This window comes from Mycolicibacterium palauense, assembly GCF_002592005.1.
In the GTDB taxonomy this organism is placed as follows: Bacteria; Actinomycetota; Actinomycetes; order Mycobacteriales; family Mycobacteriaceae; genus Mycobacterium; species Mycobacterium palauense.
This window is the reverse complement of sequence record NZ_NVQF01000001.1, coordinates 140,068-164,616: the sequence shown is the minus strand read 5'-3', so window position 1 is coordinate 164,616 and position 24,549 is coordinate 140,068. Positions and strand designations below refer to the sequence as shown.

General features: G+C 69.7%; 22 protein-coding genes. 10 read left to right on the top strand and 12 right to left on the bottom strand.

Going from position 1 to position 24,549, the window contains the following annotated elements; translation table 11 throughout:
- Positions 1-161: 161 nt before the first annotated feature.
- On the top strand, positions 162-1,661 hold the full coding sequence (locus CSR00_RS00785) for a DUF3500 domain-containing protein (RefSeq protein ID WP_099020469.1): 1,500 nt from the start codon (positions 162-164) through the stop codon (positions 1,659-1,661).
- A 10-nt stretch (positions 1,662-1,671) separates the two neighbouring features.
- Here CSR00_RS00785 and CSR00_RS00780 read toward each other — a convergent pair whose 3' ends face one another.
- Positions 1,672-3,138, bottom strand: coding sequence for a sensor histidine kinase (locus tag CSR00_RS00780; protein WP_245905757.1), 1,467 nt, complete (start codon positions 3,136-3,138; stop codon positions 1,672-1,674).
- On the bottom strand, positions 3,135-3,833 hold the full coding sequence (locus CSR00_RS00775; RefSeq protein ID WP_245905756.1) for a response regulator transcription factor: 699 nt from the start codon (positions 3,831-3,833) through the stop codon (positions 3,135-3,137). Before CSR00_RS00775 ends, CSR00_RS00780 begins: the two co-directional genes overlap by 4 nt.
- Before the next feature lie 184 nt (positions 3,834-4,017).
- Here CSR00_RS00775 and CSR00_RS00770 point away from each other — a divergent pair, with 184 nt between their 5' ends.
- Positions 4,018-4,251 (top strand): hypothetical protein, encoded by a 234-nt coding sequence (locus CSR00_RS00770; RefSeq protein ID WP_099020467.1) that lies wholly within the window; start codon positions 4,018-4,020, stop codon positions 4,249-4,251.
- Positions 4,252-4,361: 110 nt separating this feature from the next.
- On the opposite strand, the gene CSR00_RS00765 is transcribed toward CSR00_RS00770, so the two are convergent.
- Together CSR00_RS00765 and CSR00_RS00760 are read right to left on the bottom strand one after the other, a co-directional pair.
- Complete coding sequence (locus CSR00_RS00765; RefSeq protein WP_245905755.1) at positions 4,362-5,192, bottom strand: class I SAM-dependent methyltransferase; 831 nt, start codon at positions 5,190-5,192, stop codon at positions 4,362-4,364.
- A 105-nt stretch (positions 5,193-5,297) separates the two neighbouring features.
- On the bottom strand, positions 5,298-5,984 hold the full coding sequence (locus CSR00_RS00760; RefSeq protein ID WP_099020517.1) for a class I SAM-dependent methyltransferase: 687 nt from the start codon (positions 5,982-5,984) through the stop codon (positions 5,298-5,300).
- A gap of 60 nt (positions 5,985-6,044) precedes the next feature.
- On the opposite strand from CSR00_RS00760, the gene CSR00_RS00755 reads away from it, so the two are divergent.
- Positions 6,045-6,461, top strand: coding sequence for a MarR family winged helix-turn-helix transcriptional regulator (locus CSR00_RS00755; protein ID WP_099020466.1), 417 nt, complete (start codon positions 6,045-6,047; stop codon positions 6,459-6,461).
- A 3-nt stretch (positions 6,462-6,464) separates the two neighbouring features.
- Here the strand turns inward: CSR00_RS00755 and CSR00_RS00750 are convergent, their stop codons facing one another.
- Positions 6,465-6,929 carry a tRNA (cytidine(34)-2'-O)-methyltransferase gene (locus CSR00_RS00750; RefSeq protein WP_099020465.1) on the bottom strand — a complete coding sequence of 155 codons (465 nt, stop codon included), beginning with the start codon at positions 6,927-6,929 and terminating at the stop codon, positions 6,465-6,467.
- Positions 6,930-7,212: 283 nt separating this feature from the next.
- Between CSR00_RS00750 and CSR00_RS00745 the strand changes: the two genes are divergently transcribed.
- Genes CSR00_RS00745 through CSR00_RS00725 form a run of 5 tightly spaced genes read left to right on the top strand, consistent with a single transcriptional unit; the run spans position 7,213 to position 11,962 of the window.
- Positions 7,213-10,017 (top strand): sensor histidine kinase, encoded by a 2,805-nt coding sequence (locus CSR00_RS00745; RefSeq protein WP_099020464.1) that lies wholly within the window; start codon positions 7,213-7,215, stop codon positions 10,015-10,017.
- Entirely contained in the window at positions 10,014-10,430 is a 417-nt protein-coding gene (locus CSR00_RS00740; RefSeq protein ID WP_099020463.1) for a roadblock/LC7 domain-containing protein, read from the top strand. The genes CSR00_RS00745 and CSR00_RS00740 overlap by 4 nt, the downstream gene beginning before the upstream one ends.
- A gap of 7 nt (positions 10,431-10,437) precedes the next feature.
- On the top strand, positions 10,438-10,812 hold the full coding sequence (locus tag CSR00_RS00735; RefSeq protein WP_099020462.1) for a DUF742 domain-containing protein: 375 nt from the start codon (positions 10,438-10,440) through the stop codon (positions 10,810-10,812).
- Positions 10,793-11,371 carry a GTP-binding protein gene (locus CSR00_RS00730; RefSeq protein ID WP_099020461.1) on the top strand — a complete coding sequence of 193 codons (579 nt, stop codon included), beginning with the start codon at positions 10,793-10,795 and terminating at the stop codon, positions 11,369-11,371. Before CSR00_RS00735 ends, CSR00_RS00730 begins: the two co-directional genes overlap by 20 nt.
- 12 nt (positions 11,372-11,383) lie before the next feature.
- Entirely contained in the window at positions 11,384-11,962 is a 579-nt protein-coding gene (locus tag CSR00_RS00725) for a pentapeptide repeat-containing protein (RefSeq protein WP_099020516.1), read from the top strand.
- A 47-nt stretch (positions 11,963-12,009) separates the two neighbouring features.
- Here CSR00_RS00725 and CSR00_RS30490 read toward each other — a convergent pair whose 3' ends face one another.
- From CSR00_RS30490 to CSR00_RS00695, 5 genes are all read right to left on the bottom strand, one after another.
- Positions 12,010-14,595 (bottom strand): hypothetical protein, encoded by a 2,586-nt coding sequence (locus CSR00_RS30490; RefSeq protein ID WP_176561838.1) that lies wholly within the window; start codon positions 14,593-14,595, stop codon positions 12,010-12,012.
- A 126-nt stretch (positions 14,596-14,721) separates the two neighbouring features.
- Complete coding sequence (locus CSR00_RS00710) at positions 14,722-15,837, bottom strand: sulfotransferase family protein (RefSeq protein ID WP_176561837.1); 1,116 nt, start codon at positions 15,835-15,837, stop codon at positions 14,722-14,724.
- A complete protein-coding gene (locus tag CSR00_RS00705; RefSeq protein WP_099020458.1) occupies positions 15,834-16,862 on the bottom strand; it encodes a 3-oxoacyl-ACP synthase III family protein in 1,029 nt (342 codons plus the stop codon). The genes CSR00_RS00710 and CSR00_RS00705 overlap by 4 nt, the downstream gene beginning before the upstream one ends.
- Positions 16,863-17,531: 669 nt before the next feature.
- Complete coding sequence (locus CSR00_RS00700; protein ID WP_099020515.1) at positions 17,532-20,135, bottom strand: FHA domain-containing protein; 2,604 nt, start codon at positions 20,133-20,135, stop codon at positions 17,532-17,534.
- A 66-nt stretch (positions 20,136-20,201) separates the two neighbouring features.
- A complete protein-coding gene (locus CSR00_RS00695) occupies positions 20,202-21,401 on the bottom strand; it encodes an NADH:flavin oxidoreductase (protein WP_099020457.1) in 1,200 nt (399 codons plus the stop codon).
- Between the two features lie 84 nt (positions 21,402-21,485).
- Between CSR00_RS00695 and CSR00_RS00690 the strand changes: the two genes are divergently transcribed.
- Positions 21,486-22,334, top strand: coding sequence for a bifunctional methylenetetrahydrofolate dehydrogenase/methenyltetrahydrofolate cyclohydrolase (locus CSR00_RS00690; RefSeq protein ID WP_099020456.1), 849 nt, complete (start codon positions 21,486-21,488; stop codon positions 22,332-22,334).
- Complete coding sequence (locus CSR00_RS00685) at positions 22,331-22,612, top strand: DUF3017 domain-containing protein (protein WP_099020455.1); 282 nt, start codon at positions 22,331-22,333, stop codon at positions 22,610-22,612. The genes CSR00_RS00690 and CSR00_RS00685 overlap by 4 nt, the downstream gene beginning before the upstream one ends.
- Before the next feature lie 9 nt (positions 22,613-22,621).
- Here the strand turns inward: CSR00_RS00685 and CSR00_RS00680 are convergent, their stop codons facing one another.
- Both CSR00_RS00680 and metX read right to left on the bottom strand, forming a co-directional pair.
- Entirely contained in the window at positions 22,622-23,365 is a 744-nt protein-coding gene (locus CSR00_RS00680) for a class I SAM-dependent methyltransferase (RefSeq protein WP_176561836.1), read from the bottom strand.
- Complete coding sequence (gene metX / locus CSR00_RS00675) at positions 23,362-24,546, bottom strand: homoserine O-acetyltransferase MetX (RefSeq protein ID WP_099020454.1); 1,185 nt, start codon at positions 24,544-24,546, stop codon at positions 23,362-23,364. Before metX ends, CSR00_RS00680 begins: the two co-directional genes overlap by 4 nt.
- Positions 24,547-24,549 lie beyond the last annotated feature (3 nt).

Here is a 24,549-nt window from a genome sequence, read left to right as displayed (position 1 = left end):
ACCGGCGATCGGCGGGAGGAGAGCCTCGTCGTCGTTGCGGCACTGCCGAATCCCCACGCAGAGATCGGCACGGTGCGCGCCAAGCAGGCACGAGCGCAGTGTGGAAATCGTAGACTTCGCCGGAGAACACCGATTCGCGCTATCGCAGAGGCGGTGCGAGCGTGGCCAGCCAGTCCGACGACGACCACCCGTGGGCTGTCGACCGATCGAGGCGCAGCGCTCTGCGCGGGCTGGGCACACTCGCGGCGCTGACCGTGGCCGGGTCGGCACTGTCCTGCTCCCAGGAGCATCAAGCCGGGGACGACGGTGCCGGCGCGGCGTCACAGCGCGGCGACGCAACGAGCTACTTCGAAGCCGACGTCGCCCGGGCGGCCCGGCACCTCATCGCCGTCACCCCGGAAACGCAGCGCGCTCAGCTTGTCATGCCCTTCGACAGCGCGGCGCGCACCCGCGGACAGGACACCAGCCAGACCGAGGCCTTCTGCGCGGTCCTGCAGTGGTGCCCGTTGGGGTGGGGAGTCACGATCGGCTCGATGCCGGCACCGCAGCGCACCGCGGCGCACGCGCTGTTGAATCGGGCGATGTCGGCCGGTGGCTACCAAGCCCTGCTCGCCGTCGTGAACCGCAACCGGGTCATCGGTGAAATGGAGGACGTGGGCGACGGCGACGTCATCCGCAGGATCCTCGACGCCGATCCGACCGCCCGCGGTGCCGAATCGGTGTTCGACCTGGCGCCCAACCCGGATCCGTCCGCGCCGTGGTACCCCGTCGTCGGCGGGGCCAAGGAGTTTCTCGGCACCGGCACCGAGATCGATTGGAGCTGGGGCCTGCCGCCCGGTCTGGAGGCGCGCTACGAACAGTTCGTCAACTACACGATCGGGATCTTCGGGAACCCCGGCGACGATGCATGGGCCGTCCGGTTCGAAGGACACCACATCACATTCAATCTGACGTTTCGGAAGACCGCCGACGGCGGGGTCGACGTGCACTCCACGCCGCTGTTCTTCGGGGCGTTCCCGATGATCGTCCCGGAGGCCCCCTTCGGGGCCGACGACAAGGACAAGCAGTGGCATTGGACAACCGGCCAGGTGCTGATGTTGGGCGTCGTTCACCACCTTCGCGAGTTCTGGCGCGACCTCCCGGAGGCGGCGCGCCGGCAGGCGTTCATCGGCGCCGACCTGATGACCCAGGCGCCGCCGCTGCTGCTCGACACGCCTGCCTCCTCGATGATCGCCGCGCTGTCGCCCACGGTGGACCGGCAGGCGATCGCCGGGTACCCGCACATCGAGATCGATGCCGCCGATCTGAGCGAACCCGCGTTGTGGAACCTCCGGCAGGCCTTCGCCTTCTACACCGGGGCCATGAATCCCACTGTCGGTGACGCCTGTCTGGCCCGCTTCGACAGCGCCGTCCGAGACGGCGCGAGCCTGACGCTGTCCTGGGCCGGGGGAGAGTTGGAGGCGTTCGGGTCACACCACTACACCTACGCCGTGGTCGATGACCTGCTTCTGGAGGTTCTTCAGAGCAACCAATTCTCGGTCCAGCACGACCCGGCGGTCACGGGCAACCACCTGCACACGATGCTGCGCGATCTGCGGTTCGACTGGGAAGACCCGATGCGCCGCCATCACCACACCGACCACACGACGCCGTCGCGGTGACTCGGTGGGCTCAGTCGCCGGCCGTGCCGGGGCGCGGCGCCGGCTGGTGCAGCGGCAGTGACAGCCGGAACGTGGCACCGCCACCGCCGGGCAGGCAGATCAGCGAGCCGTGATGCGCCTCGGCGAGCGCCCGGGCTATCGGCAAACCGAGTCCCGCGCCACCGGAGTCCTGGTCTCTGGCGTCGTCGAGGCGGACCAGTCGGTCGAATATCCGCTCGCGGTCGCTTTCGCAAACACCGGGCCCGGTGTCGGTGACCGTGACTTGCGCTGTGCCGTCGAGGGTCTGGAGGTGCACTCGGATCCGACCGCCCGGAGGGGTGTGGCGGCGGGCGTTGTCGAGCAGATTGGACAGTATCTGCGCGACCCTGGTCGGGTCCGCGTCGATGCGGAGCTCCTGCTCGCCCGTGTGCTCGATGCTGACATCGGGTGCCAGCATCGCCGCACGATCCACCTCGTCGGCGACGATGCGTGCGAGGTCGGTGCCTTCGGGGCGCAGACTGAGGCCGGCGTCGATGCGGGCGATGTCGAGTAGGTCGTTGACCAACCTTGCAGCTCTTCGGGTTTCATTGCCCAATAGTTCGGCGTGCCGCTGAGTTCGCGCCCGCGCGCCGTCCGCACCGTCGGGCGCATCGGAGTGGTGGGCGACACCGGCGACGAGCTGATCGGCGACCGCCTGGATTCCCGCGAGCGGGGTCCGCAACTCGTGGGCGGCGTCGGAGAGAAAACGTCGCCCCTGCGCCTCGGCGCGACGCGCCACCGCGGCGGCTTCCCTTTCGTTCTGCTCGGCGGATTCCAGCGCATCGAGCATGCGGTCGAACGCCGCCGCGGCGTGTCCGAGTTCGGTACGAGGCCGGTCGGGATGCAGCCGGCGGCCCCGGTCACCGAGCGTGATGCCGTCGGCGGTGGTGGTCAGGCGCTGCAGCGGAGACAGCGCCCGCCCCACCGTGAAACGCACCACGACGGCGGCCAGCACGAGCGTGATCGCCGCACCGATCAGCATGTTGCGCCTCATGACGGCGCGGGTGCGGCTGATGCCGCTGGTGTCGGCCTGAATCGTCAGCAGCGATCCATCGGCCAGGACGCCGGTCACCTTCAGGCTCGGCAGGTCGCCCCAGGGCAACGGGGTGTGCGCCCCGGTGTCGATCGGAACGGGCCTGGGCAACGGGTGTAGGTGTTTGTCCGCCGGCACCAGTTGTGGATCGCCGTAGCGGGTGCCGTCGGCGGCGATCAGCTGGACCCGGAAATCGGTTTCCTGCAGGACGTCCACCAGTTCCTGTGGGCCGAGGCCCAGCTTCACCAGGGCCGGCGCGTCGTAGAAGAGGTCGGCCAGCTCGTCGTCGAGGTCGTCGGTCAGGCGCGCACCGAAGGCGATGTCGAACAGGACGCCGACCAGCATGAGCAGTACGGCGATGAGGCCGACGGCGGCGACGGTCACGCGCCGGTGCAGTGACGGCGTGGGCGTGGTTTCCGGGCTCACCGCTCGCCCGCCGACAGTCGATAGCCGATGCCGCGCACGGTGTGCAGCATGCGTGGGCCATGGGTCTCCAGCTTGCGCCGCAACGCGCTGATGTAGACCTCGACGAGATTGGGGTCGTAGGCGTCATAGCCCCACACCGCGGCAAGGATCTGATCCTTGCTGACCACTCGTCCACGCTGATCGGCCAGATAGGACAGCAGCCGCAGCTCGGTGGCCGTCAGATCCAGCACCGCCCCGGCCCGGCTGGCCGTCGAAGCGTCCATGTCGAGGACCAGGTCACCGAGCTGGATAGCCGAGGAGACCCGGCCCCGGCGCCGCAGTACCGCCGCAACCCGTGACAGCAACTCGGCCATCTCGAACGGTTTGACCAGATAGTCGTCGGCGCCGCTGTCGAGCCCGCGCAGTCGGTCCGCCAAGGCGTCGCGTGCCGTCAGGAGAACGATTCCGGCATCGCCGTATCCGCGCACCACATCGATCAGGGCGAACCCGTCGCGACCCGGCAGCATCACGTCGAGCACCACCACGTCCGGCCGGAACGCCGCCAGCACATCCTCGAGTCCACCGCCGTGGGTGCGGCCGCCACTGACATAGCCCGCGTCGGCGAGCGCTTCCACGACCATCTCGCGAATCGCGACCGAGTCTTCGACGATGAGCACCCGCGGGGGGCCGGCGCCTTTGCCGTGCTGGTTGGACACACCATGCATTGTCCTCGCCCAGACCTGAAGCGAGGCTGAAAGAAGCGATCTGATCGGGCTCTCTTCAGGTTCGCTTCAGTGTCGCCGACGAGCGTCGGCAACGTAGCAAACCGAAAGGGACGCCGGAGAACCGCCGACTGGCATCGAGTTCTCCAGTGGCCCAACGACGAAGGAGTTGTTGATCATGATCAAGAAGAGTCATATCGCCGCGCTGGCCGCCGGCGGGATCTGCGCGGTGTCGCTGGCTGTCGCCCCGATCGCGTCGGCGGCGCAGGCCACCCCGACGTGTTCGAACCTCAGTAGCCGGACCACGCTGTGCCAGTCCAACGGCAGCGCCAGTCTGCAGACGTCGCCCGAGGTGCGGGCCTACGGCTGGTCCCCGTACTGGTACGGCTATGGCGGCCACTATCACCGGTGACCGTTCGGCACGGCCCGGGAGGTTCGGAGTCGTTCGGCCACGGCAAACCCGTTGCAGTACTGCGAGTGTGGGCCGTGAGCGCCGATGACGATCGGTCCGTCCGGGCTGGTCTAGGTGGTGTCGGCGACGCGGCACCACGCCCCGACCTCGGAGCGCCCGATCACCGTCGACGAGGTTTGCTCGACCTCGTCGATCAGTCGCTGCGCGAGGGTGCCGAGTCCGGCTTCGGCCGCGGTGGCCACGCCCTGTGCCTCCATCGCAGGAAGGAGTGTCTCGACGATGTCGACCAGGGCGCGCAGCCAGGTCTGCGCTGCGGTGCCGGATCCGATGAAGGTCCGCATCCTCAACGTCGGGGCCGGCATTCCGGCTTCAGTGAAGGCGCCGTGCAGTCGATCCGCCATGTTCCAGGATGTCCGGGTTCGGTCCAGGGTCTCGAGCACCCACCGACAGCAGCGGTCGTGGTGCGGCGCGGGCGGAGAGGACCGGATGGCGCGCCAGTCCGGTTCGTGAAAAACGATGATGCCGCCCGGTGCGAGGTGCCGGGCCAGTCGGCGGATCATGGCCGCGGGATCCGGTTGGAAGGTCAGTACGTAGCGGCCGACGATCGCGTCGAATCGCTGGTCGAAGGTCAGTTCGGCGGGGTCGCCGGGCCGGAACCGCACGACTTCGGACAGGCCCCGGGCGGCGGCGGTCGCCGAGGCGGCATCCACCGCGGCCGCCGCCGTGTCGGTGCCGAGCACGGTGCCGCCGGGTGTCGTGAGCGCCGCCGCGAGGAACGCGACATCGCCGGCGCCGCTTCCCACGTCGAGGACACGCATCCCCGGTGTCAGACCGGCCGACAGCAGGTATTCGCGTGTGGTGGAGTCGAGCATCGCCGCCTGACGCCGCAAGCGGCCCAGCTCGTGATCCGAGTGGCCCAACACGTAGGGAGTTTCGTGCACCGCGCACACCTGCCTGCCGGACCGCCAGATGGCGTCAATGGTAGAGCGTGCGTCACGCCCGGCCGGCGATTCGGGCGGCCCCGTCCGAACCGCCCAGGACGACGGCTACTCCGGCAGGTGTGCGGTGAGCAGCCAGGCGGCCACCGACTTGCGCCCGCTGTCCTCCTGGCGGATGTCGCCGAACGGCGGGGCGTTCTCGCCGGCCGCGTCGGGGATGTTGGCATGGATGCGGGCGGGCCTGATCTCGTCGATGGTCCAGTACCTACCCACCACATCGCGCAGCTCGTCCTCGGTGACGCCGACGACCGGACCGTCGCCACGCATGTTCGTGCGGTCGAAGACCAGCACGATATACGAGGCGCCGGGTGCGGCCGCCCGCACGATCGACTGCTGATAGCCCTCGCGCAGGCTCGCCGGCATGGAGTGGAAAAGCGTGGAATCGATGATCGTGCCGAAGCGGCCGTCGTAGCCGGTGAAGGAGCTGATGTCGGCCACCTCGAAGGTCGCGTTGGTCAACCCCCGACGGGCCGCCTCCTCGCGGGCCAGCTTGATGCCGGTCGGTGACACGTCCAGGCCGACGGTGCGGAAGCCGCGTTCGGCCAGCACCATCGACACCGCGGCCTCGCCGCAGCCGGCATCGAGGACCTCGCCGTGGATCTTGCCGGCCTCGATCAGTGCGGCGATCTCGGGCTGTGGTTCGCCGATGCTCCAGGGCGGGCGACCGCCGTCGCCGATCTCCGGAGCCTCCCCCCGGTAGGCCGCTTCGAACATCGCTTCACTGGGCTCGGTCATCTTCGGCTCGGTCATACACCCGGTTTATCAACGTGGTTGATATATGTCAACATACCTGACATGAACGCCGGCAGTCAGCAGCCGCTGGGCTACCTGCTCTACCGGGTGGCTGCGGCGCTGCGCAGCGAGCTGGTCAGCACGGTGCTCGAACCGCTGGGGCTCAGCTTCCCGGAGTACATCTGCCTGCGGATGGTCTCGCAGTCCCCGGGGAAGACCAACGCCGAACTGGCGCGCGACGCCGGAGTGTCCCCGCAGGCGATGAATACGGTGCTGCGCGGACTCGTGCGGCGGGGGCTGGTCAGCCGCCCCGACACCGTGGCCTCCGGGCGTTCCCTGCCCGCCAAGCTGACCGGCCGGGGCGCCGCGCTGCTCACAGACATCGACTCCGGCACGCCGCAGGCCGAGGAGCGGGTGCTTTCGGTCCTCGACGCCCAGGATCGCCGGGATTTCCGGCGCATCCTGACGGCACTGGGTTGAGCCTCAGGTCGCCCCGGCGAATCCGTGCTGGCGCCAGGCCTCGTAGACGGCCACCGCCGCGGCGTTGGACAGGTTCAGCGACCGGCGCCCGGCCAGCATGGGGATCCGCACCTGGTCGGTGATGTGCGGGTCGGCCAGCGTCGCGGCGTCCAGGCCCGTGGGCTCGGGTCCGAACATCAGCACATCGTGCGGTCGGTAGCCGACGTCGGCGAACGAGCGGGTCGCCCCGGCGGTGAAGGCGAACACCCGCCCCGGACCCAACGCCGCCCACGCCGTCGGGAGATCGGCGTGCACAGTGACCGAGGCCAGGTCGTGGTAGTCCAGCCCGGCGCGGCGCAACCTGGGTTCGGACAGGTCGAATCCGAGTGGCTCGACCAGATGCAGCTCGGCGCCCGTGGCGGCGACCATACGGATCGCGTTGCCGGTGTTGGGCGCGATACGCGGCGAATAGAACAGAACCCGGAACATCCCACGATGATCCCAGGCCCCGCCGGGAGTTTGCTCGATGTCACCGGTCGTGCGATGTGGCGCATCGGCGCGGGGCTTCCGTTGCGGGTGAACTGTGGAACCGCCAGTCCCGGACTGTCATACTGCTCGAATTGCCAGGCGGATTGCGCCCCCGTACCTCCGTGGGCGAATCGACCGAGCGGGAAAGTCCGGAAAAGTCTATGAACCAGGCGGAAGCACAGAACAGCGCCGGGACCGGCGGGCGGGCCAACGGACCCGCGGTCCGGATGCCGGGGGCTGTGCGATGACGCTCTTCGACGGGGCCGAAGCCGATCACCCCGGTCCGGGCGGGCCGCCGCAGCCGAGCCCGGCGGTGGTCACGCGGCCGCGCCGGTGGGCGCCGGCGAACTGGCCGGTGCGCTGGAAGGTCTTCGCCATCGCGCTGGTTCCGCTGCTGCTGGCCGCGGTGTTCGGCGGCCTGCGCATCTATTCCAGCGCCGTCGATGCGCGCGATCTGCGGGTGGCCGCCGACCGCGCCGGCCTGGTCCCCTTCATCAGCGACTACATGGCCGGGCTGGAGAACGCGTTGGTCGTCAACGCCGCCGGCGGTGATGTCGCGCAGGCCAAATCGGAGTTCGACGAGAGCCGCGCGGCCCTGCAGGGCGCGCTGGCCGAGACCGGCGTCGTTCCCAACGTGCGTCTGGCCGTGACGACCCTGCTGACGATGGGTGCCGGGGTGCTCGACGAGGCGATGGCCGGTACCGCCGACATCCGCCAGCAGGTGCTCGACTTCGCGCCGCTGCTGCTGACCGCCGAGACCGCGATCACCGGCTCGGTCCGGGTCGACGACGAGGAGCTGCGCCTGCAGGCCACGGGGCTGGCCCGCGCGGTCGGCTCGCACGGTCAGATGTCGATGCAACGCATGCTGATCCAGGGCGGCTCCGCGCTGCCCGAACCGTTCCTGCGCAACGCGATGACGACGCTGGCCGGTACCGAGCCGCAGACGGTCATCGGCATGTCCCAACTGCTCGGCGGCGCCTCGGCGGAGGCCAACACCCTGCGTTCCCAGATGGTGCGGCGCCTGACGATGATGGCCGATCCCGCCGTCGCCCTGCTGGGTAACCCGGATTTGCTGCAGTCGATCGATGCCACCGACGCCATCGCGCGGCAGCTGATCGCCGACACCACGGCATCGATCACCGACACCATCGACGAGCAGGCCACCGCCCAGCGCAACAGTGCCATCCGCGACGCCGCCCTGGTGCTGGCCGCGCTGCTGATCGCGCTGGCCGTGGTGGTGCTGGTGGCCCGCTCGCTGACCCGTCCGCTGCGCCGGCTGCGCGACGGCGCGCTCGCCATCGCCCACGAGGAACTGCCGGCCGAGATCGACCGGGTCAAGGCCGGTGACGAACGCGAACCCGCCCCGCTGCCCATCCACACCACCGAGGAGATCGGTCAGGTCGCCCACGCCGTCGACGAGCTGCATGCGCGTGCGCTGCTGCTGGCCGGGGACGAGGCGCGGCTGAGGGTCGTCGTCAACGACATGTTCGAGACGCTCTCGCGTCGCAGCAGGTCGCTGGTCGATCAGCAGTTGTCGCTGATCGACCAGCTGGAACGCGACGAGGCCGACCCGCAGCGCCTCGACAGCCTGTTCCGGCTGGATCACCTGGCCACCCGGATGCGCCGCAACGGTGCCAACCTGCTGGTGCTCGCCGGGGCCGGCGCCGGGCGCGAGCATGGCGCCGCGGTGCCGTTGGCGTCGCTGGTCAACGCCGCGGCCTCGGAGGTCGAGGACTATCAACGGGTGCAGACGGGCAGCGTTCCCGACTGCTCACTGGCGGGCGTGGCCGCCGCCGACGCCGTGCATCTGCTGGCCGAGCTGATCGACAACGCACTGCGCTACTCCCCGCCGGACGAGCCCGTCCGGGTCAGTGCCGTGCACACCGGCGACGGGGGAGTGCTCATCGACATCGACGACGCCGGGCTGGGCATGACCGAGGCCGACCTGAGGATCGCCAACACGAGGCTCGGTGCCGGCGGCGAGGTCACCCCCGACAGCACCCGGCACATGGGCTTGTTCGTGGTGGGCCGGCTGGCCCGACGGCACGGTATGACCGTGCGCCTGCTGGCTGCGCCCACGGGCCGGGGAACCACCGCCGAACTCCACGTGCCCCCGGGGCTCGTGGAGGGCATGGCCGGTGAGGTGTTCGCCGCGCCCGCCCCTGCGGAGTCGTCCGCCCGCTCCGGACCCGGGCAGCCCGAGGCGCGCCCCTGGTCACCCACCGCGGGGTCACCCACCGGGGCGGGAAGCGGCGAGCCGGCCGGGCTGCTGCCGCGCCGCAGCCCGGGTTCCAGCGGGATCACCGGGGCGCCGGAGCGCCCCGACCACGCGCAGCAGTGGTGGGGCGGGCCGCGGCACCAGCACGTCGGCGCCCGCCCGGGTGCCGCCGAGCCGGGACCGCCGGCCGACACCTCGGGGTTCTTCGGGTCGCGGCGCCGTGCACGTGGTCAGGGTGCGCCACGGCCGCCGGCCGGACCCGCGGTTCCGGAGCGGGTCGAGCGGGTGCCGGCCGGGCCCTCCGCCGCCGGTGGCACCGCTCCGGAGGGGCGCGAGGGCACCGCTCCGGAGGGGCGCGAGGACACCGCTCCGGAGGGGCGCGAGGGCACCGCTCCGGAGGGGCGCGAGCACACCGATGACATGGACACCCCGACGATCGACCTGTCGGACATGCGCCGGCTGGCCGACGAACTGAGCCCGCACCCCACCGCCTCCGGTGTCGACCTGATCTACCAGAACATGCTCTCGGAGTGGCTGGTCGACCCGCACGAGCTCGCCCTACCGCAGGACTGGAAAACCGTGTGGGACAACGGGTGGGCCGCCGCGGCGGAGGCCGAGACCCGGCCGGTGGACGAGCACACCGACTCGGGCCTGCCGGTGCGGGAACCGGGGGCGCGGCTGGTCCCGGGCGGGGCTCCCGAGCCGTCCGGGCGGCACAGCAGTGACCGGGATCCCGACGCGATCCGCAACTCGATGAGCAACCATTTCGGCGGCGTGCGCGCGGCGCGGTCGCATGCCCACAACACGAACCGAGGATCCGATCAGCAATGAGCCACCCGTCGAGTTCGCCCCAGGACAACCCGTTGGACTGGTTGGTGTCGAAGTTCGCCCGGGATGTGCCCGGCGTGGCGCATGCGGTGCTGGTCTCCGTCGACGGGCTGCTCGTCGCCTCCAGCGAGCACCTGCCCCCCGAACGCGCCGACCAGCTCGCCGCGGTGACGTCCGGGCTGGCCAGTCTCTCGGCGGGGGCCGCGGAGTTGTTCGAGGGCGGCCGGGTGCTGCAGTCGGTGGTGGAGATGGACCACGGCTACGTCCTGATCATGGGCGTCGGCGACGGGTCCCAGCTGGCGGCGCTGGCGTCGAAGTCCTGCGACATCGGCCAGGTCGGCTACGAGATGGCGCTGCTGGTGGAACGCGTCGGGGCGACGGTGTCCACCGAGCGGCGCCGGGCGCCGGCTACGTGAGCCGCAGATGGACCCTGCACAGCGTGGCTCCCCGGAGCGGGCACCCAACCTGGTCCGCCCCTACACGCTGACCGCGGGACGCACCGACACCGCGGTCCACCTGCCCCTGGAGGCCCCGGTGCGCGCCCTGGCCACGGGCGGCGATCCGCGGTGGCCGGCCGGCGACGTCCGTGCCCGTATCGTCGAGATGTGCGCGGAAAGTCCGTCTGTGGCCGAGATCTCCGCGCGCCTGGATGTTCCCCTCGGGGTGGCTCGTGTCCTGGTCGGGGATCTGGTCGCCTCGGGTTACCTTCAGGTACAGACGTCGCTGACCGAGACGTCCAGTGCGGACGAGCGTCGCGAATTGATAGGAAGGACTCTGCGTGGCCTACGCGCACTCTGAGAGGCGTGCTGCCGCATCGACCAAGATCGTCGTCGCCGGCGGTTTCGGTGTCGGAAAGACCACCTTCGTCGGTGCGGTCTCCGAGATCATGCCGCTGCGCACCGAGGCGATGGTGACCGCGGCGTCGGCGGCCGTGGACAGCCTGGCGTCGACCCCGGCGAAGTCGACCACCACGGTGGCGATGGATTTCGGCCGGATCACCCTGGACGACGACCTGGTGCTCTACCTGTTCGGTACCCCCGGTCAGCGTCGCTTCTGGTTCATGTGGGATGACCTGGTGCACGGCGCGATCGGGGCGGTGGTGCTCGTCGACACCCGCCGGCTGGAGGACAGCTTCGCCGCGGTCGACTTCTTCGAGGCCCGCGGGATTCCGTTCATCATCGCCGTCAACGAGTTCGACGGTGCGCGGCGTTTTCCGGTGGAGGACGTCCGGCAGGCACTGACGATCGCGCAGGGCGTGCCGATCATCACCGTCGACGCCCGCGACCGCGAGTCCGCCAAGCGGGCGTTGATCGCCGTCAGCGAGTACGCGCTGGAATCACTGTCGGCCGCCGGTTGAGTCGTGGACCATATTCGTTGGGTGGACCGGGAATTCGCCGGCGTGGATTTCGGTGACGACGCCCAAGTCGACGAGGCGCCGGGCGCGCCGGATCTCAACGGGTTACGAACCGAGCGGGTCGTGTTCGACGGCTGCGACTTCAGCGGGGTGGACCTCGCCGAGTCCGATCACCGCGGATCGGCGTTTCGCAACTGCCGTTTCCACCGTACGTCGTTGTGGCACAGCACATTCAGCAACTGCAGCTTCATGGGTTCGGTGTTCACCGAGTGCCGGTTGCGGCCCGTCTCCTTCGATGAGATCGATTTCACGCTGGCGGTGCTCGGCGGCGCCGACCTGCGCGCGGTGGACCTCAGCGGGTGCCGGTTGCGGGAAACCTCGCTGGTGGAGGCCGACCTGCGCAAGGCGGTGCTGCGCGGCGCGGATCTGTCCGGGGCGCGCACCACGGGGGCCAAACTCGGCGACGCGGACCTGCGCGGCGCGCGGATCGACGCCACCCTGTGGACGACGGCGTCGCTGCGCGGGGCGAAGATCGACATCCACCAGGCGCTGGCGTTCGCCGCCGCACACGGCCTGAACGTGCACGGCGAATAGGTCGGCGCGGATGCCCCGCAGGGCATCCGCGCCGATGAGGCCGAACTTCAGAGCAGAACGGGTTCGCTGTTCAGAGGCATGGCGGGCGCCTCCTCTTCCTCGGAGAGCGGGTTGTAGAACGTGTACTCCGAGAAGCCCGCGGCCGCGTCGTACGTGGTGAACAGGGGAACCCGGCCCAGCGGGGTCACCCACTGGTACAGGAGCGCGTCGCCGCCGGAGTCCGAGGGCCGCGCCGAGTAGAAGTACCCGAAGCCGGACTTGTTCATCTGGAAGTTGAACACCGAGCCCGCCGGCGGGATGTCACCGACCGCGGTGCCGACGTCGCCCGAGATGACGTCGGTGACGATGATCGCCTTGCTGGTGCCGCCGTCGACGTCCCACTGGCTGGTCACGATCGCGTTGAAGCTGCCGACCTTGGTGTCGTTGGCGTCGTAGACGTCGTATTGCTGGTAGTTCTGGACGATCGCTTCCCGGGGCGGCAGTCCGTTGACGCCGACGGGCGTGGTGCTCTCGACGGGCACGAAGGTGTAACCGCCGGGCAACTCCATTGTGTCGTCGTAGGGCCTCGACGCGTTGAAGTCGATGCTCTTGATCGGGATGGTCCGCTTGGGCGTCACCAGCGTGGTCGAGTTGATGTCGCCGGACTCCGACGGCAGCGACGAGTAGATGGCGAACCGGTCGTCACTGCCCCAGTAGATGACGTTGAACACCGAGCCGACCGGGGGAGTGTCGCCGGCCTCGGTCCCGACGTTGGTCGCACCGTCGGTGGAGGTGACCAGGATCGCCTCGGTGTAGGTGCCCAGAACGTCGGCCGTGGTGGTCACGGTGCCCACGAAGGTGCCCACCTGCTCGTCGGTCGCCGAGTCGAAGACCCCGAACGTCTGGGTGCCCTGGACGGCGACGAACAGCGGCGGAAGCCCGGTGATCCCGGTGTATTCGGTGCTGTTGGGCGTTTCCGGCTTGAGGTAGTAACCGTTGGCGAGGTCGACCGGCCGGTCCGCCGCGGACTTGTCGTCGTAGCCCGCCGACGCGTCGAAGTTCGAGAAGAGCGGGATGTCCCCGAACGGCGTGTTGAACTTGTAGGTGACCACGTCGGTGTCACCGGAGGGCATGGACGCGTACGTGCTGCCGAACTTGCTGTTGCCCCACCGATAGCTGGAGATGATCGAGCCGACCGGCGGAACCTCGCCGGCGTCGGTGCCCGCGGTGCCCGACACGGTGTCGGTGACCAGGATCTCGACGTACTTGTTGCCGAGGCCGTCCTGATTGTTGCGGCTCACCAGGGCGTTGAAGGAGCCGACGGTGTCCCCGGACTCCGGGTCGACGAGGTCGAACTGCTGGCTACCCTGCACCACGCCCTGGAAACCGGGGAAGTTGGTGTACATGCCGTAGTAGGTGTTGACGTCCAGCGGGCCGGCTTCCACCACGTTGTAGCCGTCGAGCACGAACGTCGGGTTCGCAGAGGTGGTGGCGCTCGCCGAGCTGATGTTGGAGGAGGTGGTCCCGAAGATCTCCCGGCGGGCCGCGGCGAGCAGCGCCCACAGGGTGGGCGAGTCCGCGGGCGGGCTGTCGGGATCGGTGCCGGCCAGCGGGTTGAAGATCCGGCTGACCATGTTGGACAGGACGTTGGCGAAGGTGGGGGCCGCCTCCTCGTCCACCGCGTCGGCCTCGGTGGTGACCGTCGAGCTCGCCTCGTCCGAAGAGCTGTCGGCGGTCGAGTCCGCCGTGGAGACCGTCGTCGCGGCGCTCGGCGCGTCGGAACTGGGGCTCAGCAGCGACTTGGCGGTCGCCATCGCCACCGCGGCGATCGCCGACGTGTCCTGGGAGTCCTCGTCGGCGGTGCTGGTGTCGCTCTCGGACGCCGCGGAGTCCGAGCTTCCCGAGGTGGAGGCGGCCGAGCCGCCCGAGGACCCGCCGGACTGCGATGCCGTGCTGCCCGTCGTGGCGTCGCCGGATGCGGTGTCCCCGGTCGAGTCGTCGGTGCTGGAGTCGGTCGACTCGTCCGTCGTGGAGTCACCGGTCGTCTCGTCACCGGTGGTGCCGTCGGTGGCGGTCCCGCCGTCGCTGCTCGCCTCGTCGCCGGTCGAGTCGTCGCCGGTGGACGCGTCGCCCGCATCCGAGCTGTCGGTGTCGTCCCCGGAGTCCGCGGATGTCTCCGAGGCGGATTCATCCTTGGAGTCGGACTTTGAGTCGGACGACTCGGAGTCGGAATCGGACTTGGAGTCGGCCTTCGAGTCGGACTTGGAGTCGGCCTTCGAGTCGGCCTTGGAATCGGCCTTGGAATCGGCCTTCGAGTCGGCCTTCGAGTCGGCCTTCGAGTCGGAGTCGGAATCAGACGTGGAGGCGGACCCCGACTTCGAGTCGGAACCCGATTCGGAGTCGGACCCGGACGTGGTCGAGCTCTTGCTCGAACTCGTGGTCGAGCTCTTGGTGTCGGTCGAGGACTTCGCTGCGCTCCTCGTCTTGGCCGGCCCCGCGCCCGATGTGCTGCCAGAACCGGAGTTGCTGGTGGACGATCCCGACGAGTCCGTGGAATCGGCCCACGCGATGCCCGTACCGGTGAACGCCGCTGCGCCCACGCCCAGTGCCACGGCAAGTCCGCCGATCCGGCCGATATGACTCGAAGCCTTCATTGTGCTTCCCCTCGAACTTCAAACTTCGCGGTGCCCTCCGGACGAGGGGCGTGGGTTCCGCTCAGGTGCTGTTTGCTGACCCCGCAACAGTGGAGCATAGATGCAGGCATTGTCTCAAGGGCCGTTTTAGCCCGTTCGATCCGATAGTTGGTACTCGTCGTAGATGTAGGCCAGGTCTTTGCGGATGCGTTCGGCGCTGAGTCCGAACCGGTCCGGCGCATGCTTGTGCTTGCTCTGGTAACTGCGCTGGCGCTCGGCCTGCGCGCGCACCTCTTCGCGGAACGCCTCGGTGGGCTCGATCTCGGCGAACTCCAGGATCCGGTCGATGGTCGGCTCGAGGTTATCCAGCAGGTCGGTGTAGCGCACGACGCAGACGTTCTTCTCCGGGATGAGGCCGGCCTGCTGTGCCTCGTAGAACGATCCGAGCATCGCGCAGGAAGCCTGGTAGAGGTTCTCGATCCACCGCTCCTGGTCGCCCTTGCCGGTTCGGTTCCAGACGTCGTAACCGTTCTCGAGCACGCTGGCCAGCAGCGACATCCCGGACGGGATGACCTCGACCGGATCACGGATGATGTAGACGAGCTTGCAGTCCGGGTAGCGCTGGAGCACCTCGTCGAGACGGAAGGTGAGCATGCTGGTCTTGGCCAGAATGCGGTTGGCGCCCTTGTAGGTCAGGTTCCGTCGCCAGCACGCCTCGTAGTAGCGGAAGAAGCGCTCCTTCTCGTGCTCGGTCACCCCTTCGATCCCGAACTCGCGCCGGGACAGTTCGCTGCCCCAGGTGTCCTGCCAGGCGAGGAAGTACGCCCACGCGAACGGGCCGTCGAGGGTGCGGAAGAACCACGCCACGTCGTCGGTCTCGATGCCCCGCAGGCTGGTGTCGTGCACATCCGACGGGTGGTAGCGCGCGGGGGAGATCCGGTCCAGGCGCGGCACGATGCGGCCCAGCAGCTTGCGCGCGGTGATGGCCGGGAAGAGCATCTCCCATAGCTCGAACGCGGCCAGCCCGCCGGCGCCCAGCAGCAGCCGGTGCAGGAACGTGGTGCCGCTGCGGGGATTGCCGATGATGAACACCGGCCGGTCGATCTCCTGCTTGCGGTGGCGCGGGTACACGAGGTGGTCGAGTCCCAGGGTGGTCGCAGAGATCGCCTGCCGCACCTGGAGGACCAGAAACGTGCCGAGCGGCCGCAGCCTCAACCCGAACGTCTTGTTGATGATCCGGTAGAGGCGCAGGTAATGACTCACTCGCCCTCCCACTCCAGGGCGGCGCCGACGATGGTGAAGCCGGCCGCGGCACTGGCGAGCACGATCTTGTCGCCGGTCTGGACGTTGCCCTCCTTGAGGCGGTAGTCCAGCGCGAGGGCCCAGGCGGTGCTGGCGGTGTTGCCGAACATCGAGTGGGTGTGGATACAGGCCTGGGGGCGGGCGCCCAGCTCGGTGAAGACCCTTTCGAGCACGGCCTCGCTGGGCTGGTGGAAGGCGTAGTGGTCGATCTCCTCCGGGGACCAGCCGATGCCGGCCAACAGGGTGCGGATCTCCGGCGGGACGTGGACCGAGAGCGCGAACAGCTCCTTGGAGTGTGAGGTGAAGTGTCCGTCGACGGGGGTGCGGCACAGGTCGTAGTGCTCACAGAGCGTCTTGTGCAGCAGCCCGGTGACCCGCGCGCCGCCGGTGGCCAGTTGGTCGCGGGTGACCAGGAAGGCGGCCGCGGCGTTGCCCAGAGTCAGCCCGGCGGCAAACACCGACAGGTCCTCGAGGGACTGCATGTCGTAGGTGATGCGGTCGCGGGTCAGCTCGCCGGCGCAGATGAGTGCGGTGTTGATCTCCGGGTGGATGGCGAAGTAGCCCGTCACGACGTGCAGGGCCTCGATGAGTCCGGCGCAGGCGCAGGTCACGTCCATGGCGTGCAGGGGATTGGCGCCGATGCGCCCGGCGACCTCGGCCGCGGTCGCGGGCTCGAAGGCGTCGCGTGCGATACCGCCGTAGACCAGCAGATCGATGTCGGTGGCCGCGACGCCGTTCTCCTGCAGGCAGGCGCTGGCCGCGCGCGAGGCGAACTCACCGGGGGACAGTGTCGGGTCCTCCTCGAGGTAGCGCATCTTGCTGTTGCAGCGGTCGAACACGTACCGAATGCTTTGCTCGATGGTGTCCCATTCCGAGGCCTGGCCGCGGAACGATTCACGCACGCGAGCGAGCACCGTGTCGTTGTCGAAAGCCGCATCGGGAATGACGGTCGCGGGCCGGGACAGGTAGAGCCGAGGAAGCGTCATGCCGGTGATGCTATCGCCTTTGCGTGACGGTTTCAGGGCAAACCTTGGGATTGGAGAGGTTGCCACCGCGCAAGCCTGCTGCCGGACCGCCGTGCTCGGCGCGGAGGAAGCTGCGATGCTCCTTCTGAACTGCGGTTTCCTGTGTCCGCGGCATAACCCGACTTGTGGTCGGAGATGGAGCCGAACGCCCAGCGGCGGCGTGAAAATGTGCGTGATCCTAGCGTTTACAGCTCACTCGTCAGAATTTCGGTGATTCGCTGACAGGTATTTCCCAGTTTCGCCGAACCGGCGTCGCCGCGGCGCTCGGCGGATAGCGAATTTGCTGAGATTCCTGGGTCGGCTGTGACAGGTGTCAATTCAATGTGCGGAAGTGCCTGTCGGCGGACCGGAAGAACACGCATTCGACGTTGCTGGAGGAGCTTGCTGGGTCGTGGAGGAGCCCGCGCCTGCGCCCCGCAGGGCGTCGTGAACGGTGTCTCGCACCGAGCGCCCCGACGGGTTCGCGGCTCCCGCGTCCACCGCCAGGTGAACATCTGGCGAATTCCTCCCGTCGCCCCGTTGCGGGGTCGGTCCGCCGGGAGCGCCGGGGTCTCCCGGGGCTCGGCCAGGCCCCGAGATCAGGCCCCGAGATCAGGCCCCGAGATCAGGCCCCGAGATCAGGCCCCGAGATCAGGCCTTGAGCCGGATCTTCCACCGCACGAATGTCAGGTATCCGATGCTGAGCAGAGCCAGCATGGCCATGTCGAACCACCAGGTGCCCGCGGTGTGCTCCCAGTGCCGGTCCTTGGGGGTCAGCGGGCCGGGCACCAGCTTGATCAGATCGACCGTCGAGGCCGAGGCCGCAAAGCCCCACCGGGCCGGTGTGAACCAGGACAGCTGGTCGAGCACGACGCGGCCGGTCACCGGGATCATGCCGCCGGAGAACACCAACTGGCTCATGATCGCCACCACCAGCAGCGGCATGATCTGCTCGTGCGAGCGGGCCAGGGCCGACAGCGCCAGGCCCACCATCGCCGAGGTGACCGTCGTGGCGGCCATGACGATGAACAGTTCCAGCGACGGATTCCCGAAGACCACCGCCCCCTGGGTGGGGGTGCCCTTGCCCAGCAGCGTGATGGTGGTGACGATCGCCGACTGCACGATCGCGAACAGTGAGTACACCGCCACCTTGGCCAGCAGATAGGCCGTGGTGGACAGGCCGACGGCCTGTTCCCGGCGGAAGATCGCGCGTTCGCCGATGAGGTCGCGGATGGTCAGCGCGGTACCCATGAAGATGGCCCCGACATTGAGCAGAACCAGGATCTGACCGGGCTCGTTGGGTGCGTCGCCGTAGGGGTCGGGGATGCCGAAGCCGACGGTTCCGGGCACCGACAGCGACAGCACCCCCATGATGAACGGCAGCAGCGCCAGGAAGGCGAAGTATCCGCGGTCGGAGATGATCAGGCGCATCTGCCGGCGCGCGATCGTGGACAGCTGGCGCAGCAGGCTGGTCTTGGCGGGCTTGCCCAGGTCGCTGGGTTTCTCCGAGGCCGGCGCCGAGTCGGACGGGCCGCTGCGGGCCAGGAAGCGTTGATAGGCGGCGTCCGGCTCGGAGGCCACCGAACTGAAGATGTCGGCCCAGTTCGTCGTGCCCATCGACGGGCCGATCTCGTTGGGAGCGCCGCAGAACGCGGTCTTGCCGCCGGGGGCCAGCAGCAGCACCTGGTCGCAGACATCGAGATAGGTCAGCGAGTGCGTCACCACCAGCACGACGCGACCGGCGTCGGCGAGCTGGCGCAGCATCGTCATGACCTGACGGTCCAGCGCCGGATCCAGGCCCGAGGTCGGCTCGTCGAGAATCAACAGTGACGGCCCGGTCAGCAGCTCCATGGCCACCGAGGCACGCTTGCGCTGGCCACCCGAGAGCCTGTCCACCCGGGTCTCGGCGTGCTGGGACATCTCCAGCTCCTCGAGCACCTGCGCGACGACCTGGGCGCGGTCCTCCCTGGTGGTGTCCGGCGGCAACCGCAGTTCGGCGGCGTACATCAGGGCCTGGCTGACGGTGAGCTGGCGGTGCACCACGTCGTCCTGCGGCACCATCCCGATCCGGGAGCGCAGCGAGGCGTACTCGGCGTGGATGTCGTGGCCCTCGAAGGTGATGGTTCCGCTGGTCGGATGGGTCAGCCCGGCGACCTGACGGGCGAACGTCGACTTACCGGCACCCGACGGCCCGATCACGGCGGTCAGTGTTCCCGGCCGCGCGGCCAGCGAGATGTTCTCCAGCAGGGTCTTGTTGCCCTCGATGGTCCAGGTCAGGCCGTGCACCTCCAGGCCGCCGGTGCGGGTGGCGGCCTCGGTCTCCGAGCGGCGCGCCAGGGTGCCGTCGGCGAAGACGAGGTCGACGTTGCCGATCGTGACGACGTCGCCGTCGCGCAGCAGCGCAGCGTCGACCCGCTGACCGTTGACGAACGTGCCGTTGATGCTGCGGTTGTCCTGGATCTCCGTGCCGGCCGGCGTCGGGACCAGTGAGGCGTGATGGCGGGAGGCCAGCACGTCGGGGATGACGATGTCGTTGTCGGTGGCCCGACCGATGGTCGTCGCCCCCTCGGGGGTGTCCGCGGCCCGGCCGGGACGCAGGATCTTCAGCATCGTCGTCGCGATGTTGCCGTCGGAGGACTTGGGGGGCACCGCCGTCGGGCCCATCTGGGTGGGCATGTTGGCCGGCTGGGTCGAGGACGGGGCCGCCGCGTGCGGCGCGGTCGCCGGCCGTGGCGGCGAAGCGGGAGGCTCGGTCGGGTAGCGCGGCTCCGGTCGAGACACCGGCCGTGCCACCGGAGGTGGGGTGGGAGGCGCCGCCGGCGGTGGCGGTGGCGCCCAACCTCCTCCGGTGGGCATCGCCGGCTGCGACTGGTAGTCCACCGCCGCGGTCATCGGCATCGACGATGTCTGCGGGGGACGCCCCACCGAACCGGTGTGCTGGACGAGCTCGAAGACCAGCTGCGGGCCGTCCGGGTTGCCGATGTTGACCGTCAGCCCGTTGTGGATCTCGGCCGCGGGCACCCGCCGGCCGTTGACGAACATGCCGTTGAGCGACCCGTTGTCGATCGCCATCCACCGGCCGCCGCCGGCGTGCGGGTCGAACCGCAGCACCAGGTGGGCCCGTGAGATCAGCGGGTGTGCGATGCGCACGTCGGCCCGCAGATCACGGCCCACGACGACGTCGTGGCCTGCGGCGAAGGTCCGGTGTGACCCGTCGTACCGAACGGTGAGAGCGGGTGCGACTGGTCGAGTCATCGCGTTCACTGTAACGGTATGCCGACCGCCAGCGCGGATTCGCCCGCGCGCTCCTCAGCGGGCCGCTCAGCGGTCCGGCGCACCAGTCAGGACGCAGTGGGTATGGCTGTAGATGGTGGGCATGCACTGATTGCAGTGAGTGCACACCGAGCGCACCGAATGCGCGTCGCCGTCCGCGCGGATGCGGTTGAGCAGATCGGGTTCGGCCAGCAGGGCCCGGCCCATCGCCACGAAGTCGAATCCCTCGGCCATCGCGGTGTCCATGGTGTCGCGGTTTGTGATGCCGCCCAACAGGATCAGCGGCATCGTCAGCTCCGAGCGGAACAACCTGGCGTCGCGCAGCAGGTAGGCCTCGCGGTAGGGGTACTCGCGCAGGAACTTCTTGCCCATCATTCGCACCCCCCAACGCATCGGCGGGGCGAACGCGTTGGCGAACTCCCTGACCGGTGCGTCGCCGCGGAACAGGTACATCGGGTTGACCAGCGAGCTCCCGGCGGTCAGTTCCAGGGCGTCCAGGCCGCCGTCCTCCTCGAGCCACTTCGCCGTCTGCACCGACTCCTCGGTGGTGATACCGCCACGCACGCCGTCTGCCATGTTCAGCTTGGCGGTGACCGCGATGCGCCCACCCAGCTCGTCGACCGCGCGGCGCACCGAGCGCACCACCCCGCGGGCGACCTTGGCCCGGTTGGCCAGTGAGCCGCCGAACTCGTCGGTGCGGCGGTTGATCAGCGGGCTCAGGAACGAACTCGCCAGGTAGTTGTGGCCGAGGTGGATCTCGACGGCGTCGAAGCCGGACTCGACGGCCAGCCGCGCGGCGTTGGCGTGGGCGGCCATGACGTCGTCGATGTCGGCGCGGGTGGCCTTCCTGGCGAAGCGCATCGACATGGGGTTGAAGAACCGTACGGGCGCCAGCGCCGGGGCCTTGTTCGTGCGGGCGTTGGCCACCGGCCCGGCGTGCCCGATCTGGGCGCTGATGGCCGCCCCCTCGGCGTGGATCGCGTCGGTGAGCCGGCGCAGGCCGGGAACCGCCTCGGGGCGCATCCAGATCTGCCAGCCGTCGGTCCGGCCCCCGGGTGTGACGGCGCAGTAGGCGACCGTGGTCATGCCGACGCCGCCGGCGGCCGGGCGGCGGTGGTAGTTGATGAGGTCGTCGGTCACCAGTGAATCGGGGGTGGCGGCCTCGAACGTCGCGGCCTTGATGATGCGGTTGCGCAGCGTCAGCGGGCCGAGCTTGGCCGGACTGAACACATTGGGCTGTGTGTCCACAGGTGTAGCCCAGCACGGCGCCGACCGCACTGTCAAAGGTGTGCTGTCGCGGGAGTGCCGGCCGACGGTGCCAGAATGGCAGGCGTGGGTGCAACGGTTCTGGACGGCAAGGCCACGCGGGACGAGATCTTCGTCGATCTCACCGAGCGGGTGGCGAAACTGAACGCGGCGGGTCGCACGCCCGGGCTGGGCACCATCCTCGTCGGCGACGACCCGGGTTCGCAGGCCTACGTGCGGGGCAAGCACGCCGACTGCGCGAAGGTGGGGATCAACTCGATCCGGCGCGACCTGCCGGCCGACGTCAGCCAGGCCGAGCTGAACGCGACCATCGACGAGCTCAACGACAACCCCGAGTGCACCGGCTACATCGTGCAGCTGCCGCTGCCGCGTCACCTGGACGAGAATGCCGCGCTGGAGCGGGTGGACCCCGACAAGGACGCCGACGGACTGCATCCGACGAATCTGGGCCGGCTGGTGCTCGGCAAGGAGGCGCCGCTGCCGTGCACCCCGCGCGGCATCGTGCACCTGCTGCGCCGGTTCGACGTCGAGATCGCCGGCGCCCACGTGGTGGTGATCGGCCGCGGGATCACGGTGGGGCGCCCAATCGGCCTGCTGCTGACCCGCCGGTCGGAGAACGCCACGGTCACGTTGTGCCACACCGGAACCCGTGATCTTCCGGCGCTGACCCGCCAGGCCGACATCATCATCGCGGCCGTCGGGGTGCCGCACATGGTGACCGCCGACATGGTGCGTCCCGGCGCGGCGGTCGTCGACGTCGGTGTCAGCCGCGTCGAGGGCAAGCTGACCGGCGATGTCGCGCCCGGTGTCTGGGACGTCGCCGGGCATGTCTCGCCGAACCCGGGGGGTGTGGGACCGCTCACCCGCGCGTTCCTGCTCACTAACGTCGTCGAGCGGGCCGAGAGCGCGCGGTGAGCCTGCGCACCGCCGTCCGGGCGCAGTGGCCGATCCTCGTCGTCGCGGCGATCTTGGTCCTGGCCTTCGTCCTGGTCGCCGCGAACTTCTGGCGGCGCGGCGCGCTGCTACTCGGGATCGGGGTGGGGGTGGCGGCCGCGCTGCGGCTGGTGCTCTCCGAGGACCGCGCGGGGCTGCTGGCGGTGCGCAGCAGACCGGTCGACTTCGCGATGACCGCGACCGTCGGCGCGACCGTCATCTACACGGCGTGGACGATCGACCCGCTGGGCACGGCCTGACCCGAACCATTAGCCCAGCGTCGCCCGGATGCCGACCGTCACATACGGCAACGCGACACCGGGGGCGCCGGCCAGCGCCGGGTGGGTGGCCAGCAGATGGCGTACCCGGTCGAGGGTGCGGGTGCGCACCGCGTCCGGGGAGGTGATGCAGTAGCTGCGGGAGGCCACCAGGTCGACGACCGCCTGCGGGGTCAGGTAGTTGGTCCACTCCACCTGATGCCGCTGCTGATCGGCGAACGGCGCCGGCAGTGCGACCTCGTGGCTGAACGGGTCGTGTTCGTGCCCGATGATCCGGCCCAGCTCCTTGACCCAGCCCAGCCGTTCGTCGCGGGTGTTCCACACCAGGCCCAACCGGCCGCCGGGCCGCAGCACCCGGGCCACCTCGGCCAGCGCCAGCTCCGGGTCGAACCAGTGCCAGGCCTGGGCCACCAGCACGGTGTCGACGCTGTCGTCCGCCAGCGGGATCTCCTCGGCTGTGCCCAGCAGCGCCGGGGTCTGGGGCAAGGAGGACCGCAGCACCTCCAGCATCTCGGGCAGCGGATCCACGGCGGTGACGTCCAGCCCGCGCTCGACGAGCCGGGCGGTCAGCTTTCCCGTCCCGGCCCCCAGATCGAGGACGGACACCGCGGCCGGGGGCAGCAGCCAGTCGATCGCCTCCGGCGGGTAGGAGGGCCGGCCGCGCTCGTAGGCGGCGGCCTCGGCGCCGAAGGACAGACCGGATGACAGCGAGCGCTCCCCGTGGGCCCCGCTCACCGGCCGGCCAGGTGCAGGGTCTGCCGGATCAGCTCCCCGACCGCCTCGGTCTCGACGAGGAAGCCGTCGTGGCCGTAGATGGAGTCCACCACCTCCAGCCCCGAGCAGCCGGGCAGCAGATCGGCCAGTTCCTGTTGCAGCCGAAGCGGATACAGCCGGTCGGAGGTGATGCCGCCGACGACCACCGGGGCCCGGCAGGACCGCAGCGCCGCGGCCACCCCGCCGCGGCCCCGCCCGACGTCGTGGCTCGACAGCGAATCGGACAGGGTCACATAGCTGCCGGCGTCGAAGCGCGACACCAGTTTTCCGCCCTGGTGTTCCAGGTAGCTCTGCACCGCGTAGCGGCCGCCGGCCTGCGGGTCCTCGTCGTCCTGGGCGGAGTTGGCGAAGCGGGTGTCCAGCTCGACCTCACCGCGATAGGTCAGGTGCGCCACCCGGCGCGCGATCTGCAGTCCGTTCTCCGGTGCGCGCCCGGTGCCGTGGTAGTCACCGCCCTGCCAGTCGGGATCGGCCTTGATGGCCGCGATCTGGGTGCTCTGGGTGCCGATCTGATCGGCGGTGGCCCGGGCACCGACGGCCAGCACCAGGCCGGTCCGCACGGTGTCGGGATGGCCGATGAGCCACTCCAACGCCCGGGCGCCGCCCATCGAGCCGCCGACCACCGCGGCCACCTCGGTGATGCCGAGGGCGGCGAGTGCGGCCAGGTCGGCGGTGACCTGGTCGCGGATCGTGATCAGCGGGAACCGCGAACCCCAGGGCCGCCCGTCGCGGGCCAGGGAGCCGGGGCCGGTCGAGCCGCGGCAGCCGCCCAGCACGTTGGTGGCCACGGCGCACCAGCGGTCGGTGTCGATCGGTGCCCCCGGGCCGGCCACACCGTCCCACCAACCGGAGGTGGGGTGGCCCGGGCCGGCGGGGCCGACGACGTGGGAGTCGCCGGTCAGGGCGTGTAACACCATGACGACGTTGTCGCGGTTCGGCGACAGCTCGCCCCACCGCTGGACGGCGATCGAGACGTCGTCGAGCACCTGGCCGTTCTCCAGCGTCAGGGGCCCGATGTCGACGACGCCGACCTCCCCCTCGGGGGGAAGCGGCAGCGCGGCGGCCGTCCGGGGGGTGGACAGCCCGTCGCGGTGTCCGTTGGTGCGGGGCTCGGCGTGTACGCGTTCTTCGGCGATGGTCATGTC

Coding starts and splice junctions, on each gene's coding strand:
- CSR00_RS00770 (WP_099020467.1), top strand. CDS start 4,018: ATGATCAAGAAGAGTCATATCGCCGCGCTGGCCGCCGGCGGGATCTGC.
- CSR00_RS00760 (WP_099020517.1), bottom strand. CDS start 5,984: ATGACCGAGCCCAGTGAAGCGATGTTCGAAGCGGCCTACCGGGGGGAG.
- CSR00_RS00755 (WP_099020466.1), top strand. CDS start 6,045: ATGAACGCCGGCAGTCAGCAGCCGCTGGGCTACCTGCTCTACCGGGTG.
- CSR00_RS00750 (WP_099020465.1), bottom strand. CDS start 6,929: ATGTTCCGGGTTCTGTTCTATTCGCCGCGTATCGCGCCCAACACCGGC.
- CSR00_RS00745 (WP_099020464.1), top strand. CDS start 7,213: ATGACGCTCTTCGACGGGGCCGAAGCCGATCACCCCGGTCCGGGCGGG.
- CSR00_RS00740 (WP_099020463.1), top strand. CDS start 10,014: ATGAGCCACCCGTCGAGTTCGCCCCAGGACAACCCGTTGGACTGGTTG.
- CSR00_RS00735 (WP_099020462.1), top strand. CDS start 10,438: ATGGACCCTGCACAGCGTGGCTCCCCGGAGCGGGCACCCAACCTGGTC.
- CSR00_RS30490 (WP_176561838.1), bottom strand. CDS start 14,595: ATGAAGGCTTCGAGTCATATCGGCCGGATCGGCGGACTTGCCGTGGCA.
- CSR00_RS00705 (WP_099020458.1), bottom strand. CDS start 16,862: ATGACGCTTCCTCGGCTCTACCTGTCCCGGCCCGCGACCGTCATTCCC.
- CSR00_RS00700 (WP_099020515.1), bottom strand. CDS start 20,135: ATGACTCGACCAGTCGCACCCGCTCTCACCGTTCGGTACGACGGGTCA.
- metX (WP_099020454.1), bottom strand. CDS start 24,546: ATGACCATCGCCGAAGAACGCGTACACGCCGAGCCCCGCACCAACGGA.